Annotated in this window: 9 protein-coding genes; 6 read left to right on the top strand and 3 right to left on the bottom strand. The window is 72.2% G+C overall.

Translation table 11 applies throughout. From position 1 onward, the window contains the following. Nucleotides 1-123 precede the first annotated feature (123 nt). The 3 genes from ABZZ74_RS05920 (at nt 124) to moeZ (ending at nt 3,062) form a co-directional block, all read left to right on the top strand. Nucleotides 124-1,083 carry an NAD-dependent epimerase/dehydratase family protein gene (locus tag ABZZ74_RS05920; protein WP_356762092.1) on the top strand — a complete coding sequence of 320 codons (960 nt, stop codon included), beginning with the start codon at nt 124-126 and terminating at the stop codon, nt 1,081-1,083. After that, a complete protein-coding gene (locus ABZZ74_RS05915; RefSeq protein WP_356762091.1) occupies nt 1,071-1,820 on the top strand; it encodes a spherulation-specific family 4 protein in 750 nt (249 codons plus the stop codon). Before ABZZ74_RS05920 ends, ABZZ74_RS05915 begins: the two co-directional genes overlap by 13 nt. Before the next feature lie 63 nt (nt 1,821-1,883). Further along, the gene (gene moeZ / locus ABZZ74_RS05910; protein ID WP_356762090.1) at nt 1,884-3,062 is read left to right on the top strand and encodes an adenylyltransferase/sulfurtransferase MoeZ; all 1,179 of its coding nucleotides are present in this window, start codon (nt 1,884-1,886) and stop codon (nt 3,060-3,062) included. Nucleotides 3,063-3,154: 92 nt separating this feature from the next. On the opposite strand, the gene ABZZ74_RS05905 is transcribed toward moeZ, so the two are convergent. The 3 genes from ABZZ74_RS05905 to ABZZ74_RS05895 all read right to left on the bottom strand — a co-directional run bounded on the left by ABZZ74_RS05905 (nt 3,155) and on the right by ABZZ74_RS05895 (nt 9,227). Then, a complete protein-coding gene (locus ABZZ74_RS05905) occupies nt 3,155-4,717 on the bottom strand; it encodes an alpha/beta hydrolase (RefSeq protein ID WP_356762089.1) in 1,563 nt (520 codons plus the stop codon). Between the two features lie 136 nt (nt 4,718-4,853). Beyond that, nucleotides 4,854-6,401, bottom strand: a complete 1,548-nt coding sequence (locus ABZZ74_RS05900) for an alpha/beta hydrolase (protein ID WP_356762088.1) — start codon at nt 6,399-6,401, stop codon at nt 4,854-4,856. Nucleotides 6,402-6,494: 93 nt separating this feature from the next. Continuing rightward, a complete protein-coding gene (locus tag ABZZ74_RS05895) occupies nt 6,495-9,227 on the bottom strand; it encodes a lysylphosphatidylglycerol synthase domain-containing protein (protein WP_356762087.1) in 2,733 nt (910 codons plus the stop codon). Between the two features lie 186 nt (nt 9,228-9,413). Here ABZZ74_RS05895 and ABZZ74_RS05890 point away from each other — a divergent pair, with 186 nt between their 5' ends. From ABZZ74_RS05890 to ABZZ74_RS05880, 3 genes are all read left to right on the top strand, one after another. Then, nucleotides 9,414-9,791, top strand: a complete 378-nt coding sequence (locus tag ABZZ74_RS05890; protein WP_356762086.1) for an MGMT family protein — start codon at nt 9,414-9,416, stop codon at nt 9,789-9,791. A gap of 257 nt (nt 9,792-10,048) precedes the next feature. Beyond that, nucleotides 10,049-13,375 carry an ATP-dependent DNA helicase gene (locus tag ABZZ74_RS05885; RefSeq protein WP_356762085.1) on the top strand — a complete coding sequence of 1,109 codons (3,327 nt, stop codon included), beginning with the start codon at nt 10,049-10,051 and terminating at the stop codon, nt 13,373-13,375. Between the two features lie 101 nt (nt 13,376-13,476). Then, complete coding sequence (locus ABZZ74_RS05880; RefSeq protein ID WP_356762084.1) at nt 13,477-16,968, top strand: ATP-dependent DNA helicase; 3,492 nt, start codon at nt 13,477-13,479, stop codon at nt 16,966-16,968. The last annotated feature ends 3 nt before the right edge of the window (nt 16,969-16,971 follow it).

Genomic DNA, 16,971 nt, shown 5'->3' with positions numbered 1-16,971 from the left:
CGCCCCCGGCGCCCCCAACCCGGCGCCCGGCCAAAGCGCCGCAGGCACCTGCACCGCCCCCTCCGAAGGAGAACCCCAGATGATCACCTCCCGACCCGACGCCTCGGCCCCGGGAGCCGCCCGATGAGAGTCCTGCTGATCGGAGCCAACGGCTACCTCGGCCGCTTCGTCGCCGACCGCCTGCTCGCCGACCCGGCCGTCCAGCTCACCGCCCTCGGCCGCGGCGACGACGCCGACGTCCGCTTCGACCTCGCCGCGGGCAGCCCCGGCGCCCTCACCCGCTTCCTCGACGCGGTCCACCCCGGCGTCGTCATCAACTGCGCCGGCGCCACCCGCGGCGGCGCCCGGGAACTCACCCGCCACAACACCGTCGCCGTCGCCACCGTCTGCGAGGCCCTCCGCCGCAGCGGCTGCGGCGCCCGGCTCGTCCAGATCGGCTGCGGCGCGGAGTACGGCCCGAGCCAGCCCGGCTCCTCCACCGCGGAGGACGCCGTGCCCCGCCCCGGCGGCCCGTACGGCGTCAGCAAGCTCGCCGCCACCGAACTGGTCCTCGGCTCCGGCCTGGACGCGGTCGTGCTCCGCGTCTTCTCCCCGGCCGGCCCCGGCACCCCCGCCGGGTCGCCGCTCGGCCGCCTCGCGGAGGCCATGCGCCGCGCCATGCAGTCCGGCGACGGCGAACTCAAACTCGGCGGCCTCGGCGCACAGCGCGACTTCGTCGACGTACGCGACGTGGCCCGCGCGGTGCACGCCGCGAGCCTCTCCGCCGCACAGGGCGTCATCAACATCGGCTCGGGCCGCGCAGTGCGTCTGCGCGACGCCGCCGCCACGCTCGCCCGCGTGGCCGGATACGGCGGCGCACTGCACGAACTCGACGGCCCGCCCGGACCGCTGCGCGCCGCCATCGGCCACCCGCGCGCGGACTCCGACCACGCGGCCCCGGTCGCGTACCCGTACCCCGACGGCTGCGGCAGCTGGCAGCAGGCCGATGTGCGCACCGCGCGCGACCGGCTCGGCTGGCGGCCCCGGATCAACCTCGAAGAGTCCCTCGCCGACATCTGGATGGAGGCGGCATGCCGCATCTGACCAGCACCACAGCAGGCACCACGAGCACCGACGTCCGCACCGGCTTCGGCGTCCCCGGCTACGCCCACCCCCTTCTCGCCCCCGCCGAGTGGGGCGAACTCGCCCGCCCCGGAACCCCGCTGCACTGGGTCGTCCTCAACGTCGCCGACGGCCCCGGCAGCCGCCCCGACCCGCACTGCCTGGAGGCGGCCGGTCGTCTGCGCAACGCGGGCGTCCGCGTCCTCGGCCATCTCGACGCCGCCCGCGGAGCCCGTGGCTTCGTCGAACTGGTCCATGACGCGAACCGCTACCTCGACTGGTACCAGGTCGACGGCTTCCTCCTGGACCGCTGCCCGACCGAGCGCGCCTGTCTCCCGGAGATCCACCGCACCGTCACCACCCTGCGCGCGGTCCGGGAGGACGCCCACATCGTCCTCGGCCACGGCACCCACCCGTATCCCGGCTACGCCGAGTGCGCCGACCAACTGGTCACCTTCTCCGGGTCCTGGAACGACTACCGCTGGTCGCAGGTGGCGGAGTGGACCGCCGACCATCCGCCCGAGCGCTTCTGCCACCTCGTCCACGGAGTGCCCCGCCCGCACCTGGAGGAAGCCTTGCGCATCGCCCGCTGGCAGGGCGCGGCGACCGTCTGGTTCACCGACCGCACGGACCACGGCGGCCGCACCGACCCCTGGGAGGCCATGCCCGGCTACTGGGACGAGATCGTCTCGCGGATCGGGACGGGTGTCTCGGAATGAAGAAGGCCGTGGCAGTGTTACAGAGAGAACAACTGTAGTGATTGACCGATCAACGGAGTCCCCGTGTCGCTGCCACCCCTGGTCGAGCCAGCCTCTGAGCTCACCGTAGACGAGGTCCGCAGGTACTCCCGCCACCTGATCATCCCGGACGTCGGGATGGACGGGCAGAAGCGGCTGAAGAACGCCAAGGTGCTCTGTGTCGGCGCCGGCGGCCTGGGCTCGCCGGCGCTGATGTACCTGGCTGCCGCGGGCGTCGGCACCCTCGGCATCGTGGAGTTCGACGAGGTCGACGAGTCGAACCTGCAGCGCCAGATCATTCACAGCCAGGCCGACATCGGCCGCTCCAAGGCCGAGTCCGCCCGTGACTCCGTCCTCGGCATCAACCCGTACGTGAACGTGATCCTTCACGAGGAGCGGCTCGAGGCCGACAACGTGATGGACATCTTCAGCCAGTACGACCTGATCGTCGACGGCACGGACAACTTCGCCACCCGCTACCTGGTCAACGACGCGTGCGTGCTGCTGAACAAGCCGTACGTGTGGGGCTCGATCTACCGCTTCGACGGTCAGGCCTCCGTCTTCTGGTCCGAGCACGGCCCCTGCTACCGCTGCCTCTACCCGGAGCCCCCGCCGCCGGGCATGGTCCCCTCCTGCGCCGAGGGCGGCGTCCTGGGCGTGCTGTGCGCGTCCATCGGCTCCATCCAGGTCACCGAGGCCATCAAGGTCCTCACCGGCACCGGCGAGCCGCTGGTCGGCCGACTGATGATCTACGACGCCCTGGAGATGCAGTACCGCCAGGTCAAGGTCCGCAAGGACCCGAACTGCGCCGTCTGCGGCGAGAACCCGACCGTCACCGAGCTCATCGACTACGAGGCCTTCTGCGGCGTCGTCTCCGAGGAGGCCCAGGAGGCGGCGGCCGGCTCGACGATCACTCCCAAGCAGCTCAAGGAGTGGATCGACGACGGCGAGAACATCGAGATCATCGACGTCCGCGAGATCAACGAGTACGAGATCGTCTCGATCCCCGGCGCCAAGCTGATCCCGAAGAACGAGTTCCTCATGGGCACCGCCCTGGAGACCCTCCCGCAGGACAAGAAGATCGTCCTGCACTGCAAGACGGGTGTCCGCAGTGCGGAAGTCCTCGCGGTCCTGAAGTCCGCGGGCTTCTCCGACGCCGTGCACGTGGGCGGCGGCGTGATCGGCTGGGTCAACCAGATCGAACCGGACAAGCCGGTCTACTAGACCCAGGCTCTCCCGGAAGGGGCTCGGCACCATGCGTGCCGGGCCCCTTTCCGTCGCCCGGGCCAGAAACGCCCCAGGTGCCGGAGCCCGGGCTACGAGGAGCAGACCTTCCCGTCCCGCGGCACCGTGCCGTCCAGCAGGTACGCATTCACCGTCGAATCGACGCAGTCGCTCCCGCTTCCGTACGCCCCGTGTCCCTCGCCCTTCCAGGTGAGCTCCACACCGACGCCCTTGCCCAGCTCGTCGGCCATCTTCCGGGCGCCCTCGTACGGCGTCGCCGGGTCGCCGGTGTTGCCGACCACCAGGATCGGCGCCGCACCGGCCGCGCTCACCTCCGGGGTGTCGTACTGCCCGGAGACCGGCCAGTCGTGGCACCAGCCGGCCGTGTCCCAGCCGAGGAAGTCCCCGAACACCGGCGAGATCTTCTCGAACGTCGGCAGCAGCTTCTTGGTCTGCTCGGAGGTCGGCCGCTGCCTGTCGTCCAGGCACGATATGACCCGTTGCGAGTGGGTCGTCGTGCCGTAGTGCCCGGAGGCGTCGCGTTCGTTGTAGCCGTCGGCGAGTTGCAGCAGCTCCGAGCCGTCGCCCTGTTGCGCCGCATCCAGGGCGCTGGTCAGGGTCGGCCAGCCGGACTTGCTGTACAGCGGCAGGACGATGCCGGTGAGGGCGAGCGACTGGGTCAGCTTGCGACCGGACGACGTCGGCAGCGGGGCTGCGTCGAGCCGCTTCACCAGGTCCGCGATCTTCCGGGTGCCCTGCTTCGGGTCCTGGCCGGTCGACCTCAGGTAGTCGTCCAGGGCCCGCTGGAACCCCCTGGCCTGGTTCTCCGCGTGTCCCACCGAGTCGGCGGTCGGGTCGACGACCGCGTCCAGGATCAGCCGTCCCACGTTCCTGGGAAACAGATGGGCGTAGACACCGCCCAGCTCGGTGCCGTACGAGATGCCGAAGTAGTGCATCTTCGTGTCGCCGAGGACCTGGCGCATCAGGTCCATGTCGCGGGCGGTGTCGGTCGTCGACACGTGCGCCAGCAGACTCCCGGCGGCCTTCTGGCAGCCCTTGCCGAAGGAGACCGCGTCCTGGAAGTACGCGTTCTCCTCGGCCGCGGTGTCGGGGGTTGCGTCGATGTCCTCTGCGGCCTGGATGGCCTTGTCACTGCGGCAGCGCACGCCCTCGCTGGCGGCCACCCCGCGCGGGTCCCAGCTCACCAGGTCGTACCGCTCGCGCAGCTTGGACACCGTGGCCGCGTACTGCGGCATCATGGACACGCCCGAGCCGCCCGGGCCGCCGAAGTTGAACAGCAGCGAGCCGATGCGCTTGCCCCCGTTCGCCCGGGCGCGGATGAGGGCGAGGTCGATCGTTCGGCCGTCCGGCTTCGACCAGTCCAGCGGGGTCTTGAGGGTCGCGCACTGCCAGTCGCTGCCCGGGGCGGGGGAGTCCGCGGTGGCTTTGCAGCGCCCCCAGGCGAGCTTCTGCGCGGTCAGCGAGGACGGCAGCGCGGCGGTCGTATTCGAGGAGCCGGTCGGCGGTGGGGCGGCCGCGCTCGTCTTGCCGCCTCCCTTGTCACTTTTGTCGTCGGACGACGAGCCTCCGCCACATCCGGCCACCAGCAGTGCGGCGGCGGCCCCGAACGCCGCCCACCGTACGAATCGCGCCATGTGCGTTCCCCCCTGAAAGGCCATCCGCACCGTGCGGCGAACGGCTGTCCGGCCATAGTAGGCGGAGCGCGTCGGACTCGCGCAGCCCTGTGGATAACCTTCTGACCTGCGCATTCAACCGGAATCCGGTCGGCCGTCAGGAGCAGACGGTTCCGGCCGGCGGCACCTTCCCGTCCAGCAGATAGCCGTTCACCGCGCTCTGCACGCACTTGTTCTTGCTGTCGTACGCGCCATGCCCCTGACCCTTGTACGTCAGCTCGACGCCGACGCCCTTGCCCAGCGCGTCCACCATCCTGCGCGCGCCCTCGTACGGCGTGGCCGGGTCGCCGGTGTTGCCCACGACCAGGATCGGCGCGGCGCCGGGCGCGCTCACGTCGGGGTGATCGGCCGCGCCCGCGACCGCCCAGTCGGTGCAGCTGACCATGCCCCAGGCGAGGAAGTCGCCGAACAGCGGAGAGGCGGCCTGGAACTCGGGCAGCTTCCCCTCCACGTACCCGGGGCTGTATCGGGGCTTCTCGTCGGCGCAGTTGATGGAGATGTTGGCCGCGGTGATGTTGCTGTACTCCCCGTTCTGGCTGCGGCCGTTCATCGAGTCGGACAGCAGCATCAGGACCTGGCCGTCGCCGTGGTACGCCTGCTCCAGGCCATCGGTGAGGTACTGCCAGAAGTCCTTCGAGTACAGGGCCTGCGCGATGCCGTTGGTGGCGGCGGTCTGGGTCAGCTGACGGGGGAGGATGCCGGGGATCGGCTTGCTGTCGAGGTTCTTCAGCAGAGTGGCGATACGGTCCTTCACGTCCTGCGCGCTGTCGCCGACCGGGCACGGCTCGGCCTTCGACGTGCAGTCCTCGGCGAAGTTGTCCAGCGCCAGCTGGAAGCCCTTGGCCTGTCCGAGCGAGGCCTGCTCCGGGTTCTGCGTCGGGTCGACGACCGCGTCGAAGACGGCCCGGCCCACGTGCTTGGGGAACAGGTGGGCGTAGACACCGCCGAGTTCGGTGCCGTAGGAGATGCCGAAGTAGTAGAGCCTCTTGTCACCCAGGATCTGGCGCATCAGGTCCATGTCACGGGCCGCGTCCGTGGTCCGCACATGGGACAGCACCTTCGTGGAGTGCTTCTCGCAGGCCGCGTTGAACTTCTTGGTGTTGTCCAGGTACTCGGTGCGCTCGCCGGCGTCGTCGGGCGTCGCGTCCTGCTGGAAGTAGGCGTCGAGCTGCTGGTCGTTCTCGCACTCCACGGGTGCGCTGCGGCCGACTCCGCGCGGGTCGAAGCTGACCAGGTCGTAGCGGGTGCGCAACTTCGCGTAGTCCGCCCCGAAGGCGGGCAGCGTGGTGACGCCGGAACCGCCGGGGCCGCCGAAGTTGAACACGAGCGAGCCGATGCGCCTGTTCGCGGCGCCGCTCGTCCTCGCCCGGATCAGCGCGATGCCGATGGTGTCGCCCTTGGGCTTGTTCCAGTCGAGAGGCGCCTTCATGGTGGCGCACTGCCAGGTGCCGCCGTTGGGCAGCGGCGAGGGGCTGTCGCCGCCGCCCTCCGCCGCGTTCGGGGCCGGACAGTCCTTCCAGTCCAGTTTCTGCGCCGACAGGTCCCCGTCCTCGCTGTCGTCGCCGGTACAGCCGGCCAGCACGGAGGACAGCAGCACGGCGGTGGCGGTCAGTGCAGCGGCACGCGCGCGGGGAGGCTTCGGCATGCTTCCATCCTGCGGTCGCCTGCGGTCCGGCGCTCGGGGCACGGGCCGTATGAGGTACGCGCGCGTACAGCCTTCGTACCCCCGGCTGTCGTACTAGAGCGCGCCCTTGCGGGACAGCTGGTTGAAGGCCAGCCAGCCCGGCAGGACCGGCAGCCACAGCGTCAGCAGCCGGAACAGCAGCACGGCCGGGGCGGCGACCTCCTTGGGCAGGCCCACGGCGATCAGGCCGACCGTCAGGGTGGCCTCCACCGCGCCGACGCCGCCGGGGGTCGGGGCCGCCGAGCCGAGCGCGTTGCCGGCGAGGAAGACGACGGCGACGCTGGCGATGCTGAGCGAGGTTCCGTGCTGGCCGAAGGCGCGGATCGACGCGTCCAGGCACATCACGAAGCAGGCGGTCAGCAGCAGCATGCCGCCGATGCCGGTGACCAGCTTCTGCGGCCGCTGCAGCACGTCCAGCATGCGCGGCACGACACCCGCGAAGAGCGAGCGCACACGCGTGACGACGAACTTCCGCAGGAACGGCACCGAGGTGACCACGAGGACGAGCACCGCCACGGTCAGCAGACCCGCGATGACCGTACGGGACGGCGACAGCGACGGCGTCTTCTCGGTGCCGGTCAGATAGCCGAAGGACAGCAGCATCAGGATGTGGCAGCCGAGCCCGAACAACTGCGAGGCGCCCACACTGGCGACCGCGAGCCCGGGCCGCACGCCCGCGCGTTGCAGGAAGCGGGTGTTGAGCGCGACACCGCCGACCGCGGCCGGCGCGACGATCTTGACGAACGACCCGGCGACCTGCGCCCCCACGGCCCGCAGGAACGGCACCCGCTCCGGCACGAATCCCAGCAGCGCCATCGCCGCCGCGAAGTAGCTGCCCGCCGAGAACACCACGGCCGCCAGCACCCAGCCCCACTGCGCGTTCTCGATCAGCGGCCCGAACTCGATGTGGGTGAGCTGCGTCAGCAGGAAGTACGCGCCGATGGCGCCCGCGATGAAACTGATCAGGGTGCGCGGCCGCACCCGCTCGAGCCGGGCCGGCTCGACCGGCGCCTGCGGCCTGATGAGGAGCACCTGGTGCCGGATCTGCGTCAGCAGATCCTCCTCGCGCGCTTCCTCGATGGCCTCGTCGATGGCCCGCTTCTCAGCCCGCTGCTCCGCCCGTACGGCCTTCTTGTCGGGTTTCTCGAGAGCGGAGTGGGTGTGCTCCTCGGCCGCTTCCAGACGGGCCTGCTTGGCTTGCCTGGAGGCCTCCAGGACCGCTTCCCGCTCGCGCTGGGCCCGCTCCCTGGCCAGCCTGCGCAGGGTCGCGCGGGAGGTGCGGCTGAGCGCGATGGGCTGCAGCATCGGCAGACAGTCGGCCACCGCGTCCGGGCCGAGCACGCCCACTGCCGAGGCCACGGCCCGCTCCGCGCCCACCCGCAGCCCGAGCGTCACCAGGAGCTGCGAGACGTCCATGCGCAGCAGCAGATCGCCGGCCGCGATCTCGCCGACGCGCAGGTCGGTCAGGATGACCGTGCCGGAACGATCCACCAGAATCGCGTCGCCCACCAGCCTGCGGTGCGCGATGCGCCGGGACTGCAGCGCGCGTACCTGGTGCCAGGTGTCGTGCAGCAGTGCGTCGGTGATCTCGTCGTCCGTCAGGGAGTCGAGCGTGCGTCCGCCGGTGTGCTCGTAGACCAGCATCACCGCGTCGGGGCCGAGTTCGGAGGTCGCGATCAGCTTGGGGGCGTTGGCGCCGGCCGCGATGGCCGCGTACGCCAGCAGCGCCTCCTGCTCCAGGGCCTGGCGCAGCGACTGGAGGCTGCTGCGGGTGGCGAAGCCGCGCAGGGTCAGGTTGCGCCATGCGCGGTAGAAGAAGCCCTGCGCCTGCTGCTCCCGGTCGACCACCGTGACGTCCAGTGGCGGGCCGTCCTCGAGGGTGACGAAGTAGCGCCGGCCCCGGTCGCCGGTCTCCGGGTTCTCCGGCATCTCCTCGCGGGCCGCCGTGACCGGGCGGAACCCCACGTGCCGCAGGCCCGCCATCAGCGTCCGCCCGGTGGGGCGGACGTTGGGCGAGCCGACCGCGTAGAGCGTTCCGTAGGCGATGCTCCAGCCGATCAGCACCGTCAGGATGATCGAGAACGGTGTCGTGTAGCCGGTGACGAGCATCGAGAACGCGTCGAGGAGCAGCACGATCCACAGCACCGCGCGCCAGCGCGGCCGCCGGGACATGCCGACGGCGGTCATGTACGCGATGACCGGGGCGAGATAGCCGTGCACGGGATCGGTCAGCGCGTGGATGTCGCCGGGGGAGGGCTGGGTGAGCGCCTCCTGGATGGAGCCCGGGGCGCCCTTGGCCACCCACAGGTCGGTCGCGAGCGTCACGCCGTGTGCCAGGACCGCCGCGAGCACGCCGTCGGCGATGCGCAGCCCGTCCCGCTTGATCAGCCGCTCGATCGCGAAGGCGACCGGCACCAGCAGGATCGCGATGCTCGAGGCCAGCCCGGCGATCTTGATGAGCAGGTCGGGCGCCTGACCGGTGCCCTTGTTGATGTCCTGTTCGAGCCCCGAGGTGGTGCCGTGCGCGAAGGCGGCGATCGCGAGGAGCAGGATGATCCCGAGCAGCCCCACCAGAAGGCGCATCAGGTCGGAGGGCCGGTGCACGCGCGCGGGCAGGAGCGGTTCGTCGCCCTCCACCTCGTCGATGTGGGCCTCTTCGACGAACTGCGCGTCGTCCCCGCCGGGTTCCTTCCCGGAGGCGCTCTCGGTGTCGGGGTCGGTGTCCGGGCGCGACGAAGCGTCGGACGCGTTCGGCGCGTCCTCCGGGTGCACACCCTGCTGCTTCATCGTCTCTTCTTGATCTCGTATCACCGGTCACCGCTCGCATGATGGTGGCATGTCCCACCGACACGCGGGGGCATCAGGGTGCGGACGCGGGGGCGCACAGTCTGCCCGAAGCCACGCGCGGGGGCGAGGGATACGCACAGTGGCCAGCGCGTCACACTGTCGGTGGGGTGCGGCAGGATGGGCCGGATGAGTGAGGAGAGCCTGCCGCCCGAGGACGGTCCGGACGCGCTGCCGGAGTACGCCGAGCGCGTCCTCGAGGTCGCCGAACTGATCCCGCCCGGGCGTGTCATGACGTACGGCGACGTCGCCGAGTGGCTGGAGGAGGGCGGCCCGCGCCAGGTGGGCCGGGTGATGGCCCTCTACGGGGGAGCGGTGCCGTGGTGGCGCGTGGTCCGCGCGGACGGCGTCCTGCTCCCCGGACACGAACTGCGCGCGCTCGACCACTACCGCGTCGAGGGCACTCCGCTGAAGGAGGCGAGCAGGGCAGCCGAGGGCCATCTGCCGCGCCTCGACATGAAGCGCGCGCGGTGGGACGGCGGCGGACGCGCGGAGGGTCACACCTGACAGCTTCCGCCATCGGGCGAACCCGTGTGTGACCCGTGATCCGTACGGGGGAAGCGGGGCACGTCCGTGCCATGACGTACGTTCGTGGGGCGAGGGGCGTACGTGTCGCGAGTGGCCGGAGGGAAGAAGCGGAAGCTCTGCTTCCGAGTCGCCCGTCGGCGTAGCGTCGGCTGCGCGTTCCCCCCTCACCCCCCGATCACCGCCCCGCACGCACGGTGGTCCGACAACCAGCACACCCACCAGGACCGGCGAACCACGTGAGCTCCTCTTCCTCCACCAGGCGCCTGTCGCACCCCCCGGTGCGACAGGGGAACCGTGGCGCTTACCGACTGGTGCGTACCCCGCCCGCCCGACCGGTCCCCCCTCGTCTGGACGCCGCACAGCGCTCCGTGGTTGACCACACCGGCGGTCCGCTGCTCGTCCTGGCAGGGCCGGGCACCGGAAAGACCACCACGCTCGTCGAGTCGGTGGCGGCGCGAATCGCCCGTGGCGGTGACCCCGAGCGCATCCTGGTGCTGACGTTCAGCCGCAAGGCGGCCGTCGAACTGCGCGACCGCATGGCGCTGCGCGTGGGGGCCGCCCGCGCGCCCCGGGCGACCACCTTCCACTCGTTCTGCTACGCCCTGGTCCGCGCCCACCAGGACAGCGACCTGTTCGTGGAGCCGCTGCGGCTGCTGTCCGGTCCCGAGCAGGACGTCGCCGTCCGTGAACTGCTCGCCGGTCAGCCGGACCTGCAGCGGCTCGGTCTCGCGCACGTGCGCTGGCCCGACGAACTGCGCGCCTGTCTGACAACCCGGGGCTTCGCCGACGAGGTCCGGGCCGTCCTCGCCCGCAGCCGTGAACTGGGCCTCGGCCCCGGCGCCCTGGACGCCTTCGCCCGACGCATCGGGCGCCCCGACTGGCGTGCCGCGGCCGCCTTCCTCGCCGAGTACCTGGACGTGCTCGACATGCAGGGTGTGCTCGACTACGCGGAGCTGGTCCATCGCGCGGTCCTCCTCGTCCGCCGCCCCGAGGTCGCCGAACGGCTGGCGGCGCAGTACGACGCCGTACTGGTGGACGAGTACCAGGACACCGACGCGGCCCAGGTACGGCTGCTGCACGCCCTCGCGGGCGGCGGCCGCACCCTGGTCGCCTTCGGCGACCCCGACCAGTCGATCTACGCGTTCCGTGGCGCCGACGTCAACGGCATCCTGGAGTTCCCGGAGACCTTCCCGCGCGCGGACGGCCGTCCGGCGCCCGTGGAGGTCCTGCGTACCTCCCGTCGCTCTGGCGCCGCCCTGCTCGCCGCGACCCGTCTGCTCACGCAGCGCATGCCCCTGACCCGTCTTCCGGCGGAGAAGGTTCGGGCGCACCGCGAGCTCGCCCCGGTACGGGACGGCGGCAGCGTCGAGGTCTTCACGTATCCGACGCCCGGTACGGAACTCGACAACATCGCCGACATCCTCCGCCGGGCCCACCTGGAGGACGGCGTCCCCTGGGGTGAGATGGCCGTCCTGGTCCGCGCCGGCTCCCGCACCATCCCGACGGTCCGCCGAGCCCTCACCGCGGCCGGCGTCCCCCTGGACATCGACGGCGACGACCTCCCCCTGCGCCACGAACCGGCGGTGGCCCCCCTGCTGACGGCCCTACGGGCGGTGGCGACGGCGGAGACGGCCTCAGGAGTGGCCGACGGGGGCGTGCGGGGAGACGACGAGGACGGGAACGAGCCCTGCTGGCTCGACACCGAAACCGCCCTCAGCCTCCTCGCCTCACCCCTCGCCGGGATGGACGCCGCCGACCTGCGCCGTCTCGGCCGTGCTCTGCGCGACGAGGAGCGGGCCGGGGGCAACCCCCTGCCGCCGCCGTCCGACGAGCTGCTCACGCGGGCGCTCGCCGAGCCGGAGCGCCTGGCCGTGCACGACCCCGCGTACGCGCGGGGCGCCCAGCGGCTCGGCGCGCTGCTGCGCAAGGCCCGGGAGCGCCTCGCGGGCGGCGGTACGGCCGAAGAGGCGCTGTGGGACCTCTGGGAGGGCACACCCTGGCCCGCGCGCCTGGAGCGGTCCGCCCGGCGCGGCGGCGCGGCCGGACGCAACGCCGACCGTGATCTGGACGCCGTCTGCGCGCTGTTCGCGACCGCCGCGCGCGCGGAGGAGCGCACCGGCGGCCGGGGCGCCCTCAACTTCCTGGAGGAGATCGACTCCGAGGACATCGCCGCCGACACCCTCACACGACGCGCGGTCCGTCCCGACGCGGTACGTCTGATGACCGCGCACCGCTCCAAGGGGCTGGAGTGGCGCCTGGTCGTCGTCGCCGGTGTGCAGGAGGGCCTGTGGCCCGACCTGCGCCGCCGCGGCTCGCTGCTGGAGGCCGACCGCATCGGGCGCGACGGACTCGCCGAACCGCTCACCCCGGGCGCGCTGCTCGCGGAGGAGCGCCGGCTGTTCTACGTCGCCGCCACACGCGCGCGTGAACGACTCGTCGTCACCGCCGTGAAGGCCGCCGCCGACGACGGCGACCAGCCCTCCCGCTTCCTCACCGAACTCGGCGTCGAACCCAAGGACGTCACCGGCCGCCCCCGCCGCCCGCTCTCCGTCGCCGCGCTCGTCGCCGAACTGCGCGCCACGACGGTCGACCCGCGCGTCTCGGACACCCTCAGGGAGGCCGCCGCCCACCGGCTGGCCCGTCTCGCCGCGCTCGCCGACGAGGACGGCCGCCCGCTCGTCCCCTCGGCCCATCCCTACCGCTGGTGGGGCATGTACGAGCCGACCGAGAGCAAGGTGCCCCTGCGCAACCGCGACCAGCCCGTCGTGCTCTCCGGCAGCGCCCTCGACCAGCTCGCCAACACCTGCGCCCTGCAGTGGTTCCTGGGCCGCGAGGTGAAGGCCGACGCACCGGCGACGGCCGCCCAGGGTTTCGGCAACGTCGTGCACGTCCTCGCCGACGAGGTCGCCTCCGGGCACACCCCCGCCGATCTCGCCGTCCTCATGGAGCGCCTCGACTCCGTGTGGAACGCGCTCGCCTTCGACGCGCCGTGGAAGTCGGCGCAGGAGAAGGAGAACGCGCGCGTGGCGCTCGAACGCTTCCTGAAGTGGCACGTCATGGACCGCACCGGCCGCACCCCCGTGGCCAGCGAGCACGACTTCGACGTCACCCTCGAAGCGGGCGACTACGAGGTCCGCATCCGCGGCCAGATGGACCGCGTGGAGGCGGACGGCGAAGGGCGGGCCTACGTCGTCGACTTCAAGACCGGCAAACAGCCCCTCAGCAAGGCCGAGGTGGCCCGCCACCCCCAGCTCGCCGTCTACCAGCTCGCCGTCCGCGAGGGCGCCGTGGACGAGGCGTTCGACGGGGCCCGCCCCGAGCCCGGCGGCGCCGAACTGGTCCAGCTGCGCCAAGGCGCCGCCCAGCGCGACGGCGGCGAGGCCCTGCCCAGGGTGCAGGCCCAGGAACCGCTGGAAGGGGAGTGGGTCGGCGAGTTGCTGGCCACGGCCGCCGGGAAGGTGCTCGACGAACGGTTCACGCCGACCACCGGACAACACTGTGCCCACTGCGCGTTCCAGGCGTCCTGCAGTGCCCGGCCGGAGGGACGGCACGTCGTCGAGTAACCCGGGTGATCGACGACACCCCGTGCGCCGACCTGCGTTTTTCCCCGGCTCCGGGGGCGATCCGGCCTCCGCTGTCAGTGGCCGCCGCTAGCCTCTCTGACGTGCCGCCCCGTATCACCGATCCCGATCAGCTCAAGGAACTCCTCGGGATCCCGTTCACCCCGGAGCAGACGGACTGCATCATCGCGCCGCCCGCCCCGCAGGTGATCGTGGCCGGAGCAGGCTCGGGCAAGACGACGGTGATGGCGGCCCGCGTGGTCTGGCTGGTCGGCACCGGCCAGGTCGCCCCCGAGCAGGTCCTCGGCCTCACCTTCACCAACAAGGCGGCCGGCGAGCTCGCCGAACGCGTGCGCAAGGCGCTGATCAAGGCGGGCGTCACCGACCCGGACGTCATCGACCCCGACAACCCGCCGGGCGAGCCGGTGATCTCCACCTACCACGCCTTCGCGGGCCGCCTGCTGACCGACCACGGCCTGCGTATCGGCCTGGAGCCGACCTCCCGGCTGCTCGCCGACGCCACCCGTTTCCAGCTCGCGGCGCGTGTGCTGAGGGAGGCCCCCGGCCCCTACCCCGCGCTCACCCGCTCCTTCGCCGACCTCGTCAGCGACCTGCTCGCCCTGGACTCCGAACTCGCCGAGCACCTCGTACGGCCCGAGGACGTGCGGACGTACGACGCCGGACTGCTCGCCACCCTGGAGGGTGTCCGGCTCAGCAACGACGCCTTGCGGCAGGTCCCCAAGGCCGCCGCCGCCCGCCGGGAACTCGCCGACCTGGTGGTCCGCTACCGCGCCGCCAAACGCGAACGCGACCTGCTCGACTTCGGCGACCAGATCGCCCTGTCCGCGCGGCTCGCGCGGATCCCCGAGGTGGGCCGGATCCTGCGCGACGAGTTCCGGGTGGTCCTTCTCGACGAGTACCAGGACACCTCGGTGGCCCAACGCGTCCTCCTGGCAGGCCTGTTCGGCAACGGCACCGGCCACCCGGTGACCGCCGTCGGCGACCCCTGCCAGGCGATCTACGGCTGGCGCGGCGCCTCCGTCGCCAACCTCGACGACTTCCCGGAGCACTTCGCGCACCCCGACGGCCGCCCCGCGACCCGCCAGGCGCTCAGCGAGAACCGTCGCAGCGGCGGCCACCTCCTCGACCTCGCCAACGGCCTCGCCGAGCCCCTGCGGGCCATGCACGCGGGCGTGGAGGCCCTGCGTCCCGCCCCGGGCGCCGAGCGCGACGGCATGGTCCGCTGCGCGCTGCTGGCCACCCACGCCGAGGAGATCGAGTGGGTCGCCGACTCCATCGCCCACCTGGTACGCACCGGCAAGGCGCCCGGCGAGATCGCCGTCCTGTGCCGTACGGCGACGGACTTCGCCGAGATCCAGGGCGCCCTGGTCTCCCGGGACGTCCCCGTCGAGGTCGTCGGCCTGTCCGGGCTGCTGCACCTGCCCGAGATCGCCGATCTGGTCGCCGTCTGCGAGGTCCTCCAGGACCCCGGAGCCAACGCCTCCCTGGTGCGCCTGCTGACCGGCCCGCGCTGGCGCATCGGCCCGCGCGACCTCGCCCTCCTGGGGCGCCGTGCCCGGCTGCTCGTCGCCCACGCGCGCGTGGAAACCGGCGACGACCGGGACCGGAGGCTCGCCGAGGCCGTGGAGGGGGTCGACCCGTCCGAGGTGATATCGCTCGCGGACGCCCTGGAGACCTTCCTGGAACTGCCGCTGGACGCCGAGCAGGAGGACGACGGGCTGCCGTTCTCGCCCGACGCGCGCGTGCGGTTCGCCCGCCTCGCCGCCGAACTGCGCGATCTGCGACGGTCGTTGGCGGACCCGCTGATGGACGTGCTGCACCGGGTCCTCGCCGTCACCGGCCTGGAGGTCGAGCTGTCCGCGTCCCCGCACGCCCTGGCCGCCCGGCGCCGCGAGACCCTGTCGAACTTCCTGGACATCGCCGCCTCCTTCGCCGCCGGCGACGGCGAGGCGACCCTGCTCGCCTTCCTCGGCTTCCTGCGGACGGCCGCCCAGTACGAGAAGGGCCTGGACAACGCCCTCCCGGGCGGCGAGAACACCGTGAAGGTGCTCACCGCCCACAAGTCCAAGGGCCTGGAGTGGGACGTCGTCGCCGTCCCCGGCCTGGTCAAGGACACCTTCCCCAGCACCAAGGGCCGGGAGAAGTGGACCGCGCAGGGCAAGGTGCTGCCGCACGAACTGCGCGGCGACGCCGACACCCTGCCCGACGTCACGTCCTGGGACGCGCGCGGTCTGAAGGCCTTCCAGGAGGCGATGAAGGACCACCAGCACACCGAGGAACTCCGCCTGGGCTACGTCACCTTCACCCGCCCGCGCACCCTTCTGCTCGGCTCCGGCCACTGGTGGGGCCCCACCCAGAAGAAGCCGCGAGGCCCCTCCGACTTCCTGCAGGCCCTCCACGACCACTGCGAGGCCGGGTACGGCGAGATCGAGGCCTGGGCCGACGAGCCGGCCGAGGACGCGGAGAACCCCGCCCTGCACGCCGCCGACGCCGACCAGGTCTGGCCCCTGCCCCTCGACGAGGCGTCCCTCACCCGTCGACGGGCCGCGGCCGAGACCGTCCTGGCCCACCTGGATGACCTCGCCTCCCACGAGGAGGTCCACCCCGCGGCCATGCACGACCCCGACGACCACCAGGATCCGGACTGGCCGCCGCCCCCGGGCGACGACGAGCCGTACGCGGAGGACCCCTTCCCGGACGAGGAGCCCGCCGACTGGGACTCCTTGTCCACGGACCGCCCGGCCGTCCCGCACCAGGCCGGAGCCCCGGAACGCGGCATCGACGAGAGCGCACGCGCGCGCCGGACGGCGCCCGCGACGGCCCCCACCCGGCTCACCCCGGAGGAAGCCCGCGCCATCGCCTCCTGGGACCGCGACCTCGACGCCCTCACCGGTGAACTCCTCCGCGCGCGCGAGGCCGTCACCGACGTCCCCCTGCCCGCCTCGCTCACCGCCTCCCAGGTGCTGCGGCTGGCCGCCGACCCGGACGGTTTCGCACAGGAACTCGCCCGCCCCATGCCACGCCCCCCGCAACCCGCCGCGCGCCGGGGCACCCGCTTCCACGCCTGGGTCGAGGCCCGCTTCGAGGAACTGACCCTGCCCGTGCTGGAGCCGGAAGAACTGCCCGGCAGCGAGGCCGAGATCGCCGACGAACGCGACCTGGAAGCCCTCAAGGACGCCTTCGAGCGCACCGAGTACGCCCACCGCACACCCCACCGCGTCGAGGCACCCTTCCAGCTTGTCATCGCCGGCCGGGTGGTCCGGGGCCGGATCGACGCCGTCTACAAGGAGGGCGACGGCGAGGGGACGACGTACGAGATCGTCGACTGGAAGACCAGCCGCAATCGCACCGCCGACCCTCTCCAGCTCGCCCTGTACCGGCTCGCCTGGGCCGAGCAGCAGGGCGTTCCGCTGGAGTCCGTCAACGCGGCGTTCCTGTACGTCCGAACCGGTGAGGTAGTACGACCACAGGGTCTGCAGGACCGGGCCGCGCTGGAGCGGCTGCTGCTGGAGGGGCCGGCCGCGCAAGCAAACTGTGAGGAACCGCCCAACCAGGATGTCGGTGCGGGCCGATAGGCT

The sequence above is a fragment of the Streptomyces sp. NPDC006476 genome (genome assembly GCF_040612015.1).
GTDB lineage: Bacteria > Actinomycetota > Actinomycetes > Streptomycetales > Streptomycetaceae > Streptomyces > Streptomyces griseorubiginosus_B.
Note: the sequence above shows the minus strand (reverse complement) of the source record. Positions and strands in the feature narration are given on the sequence as shown.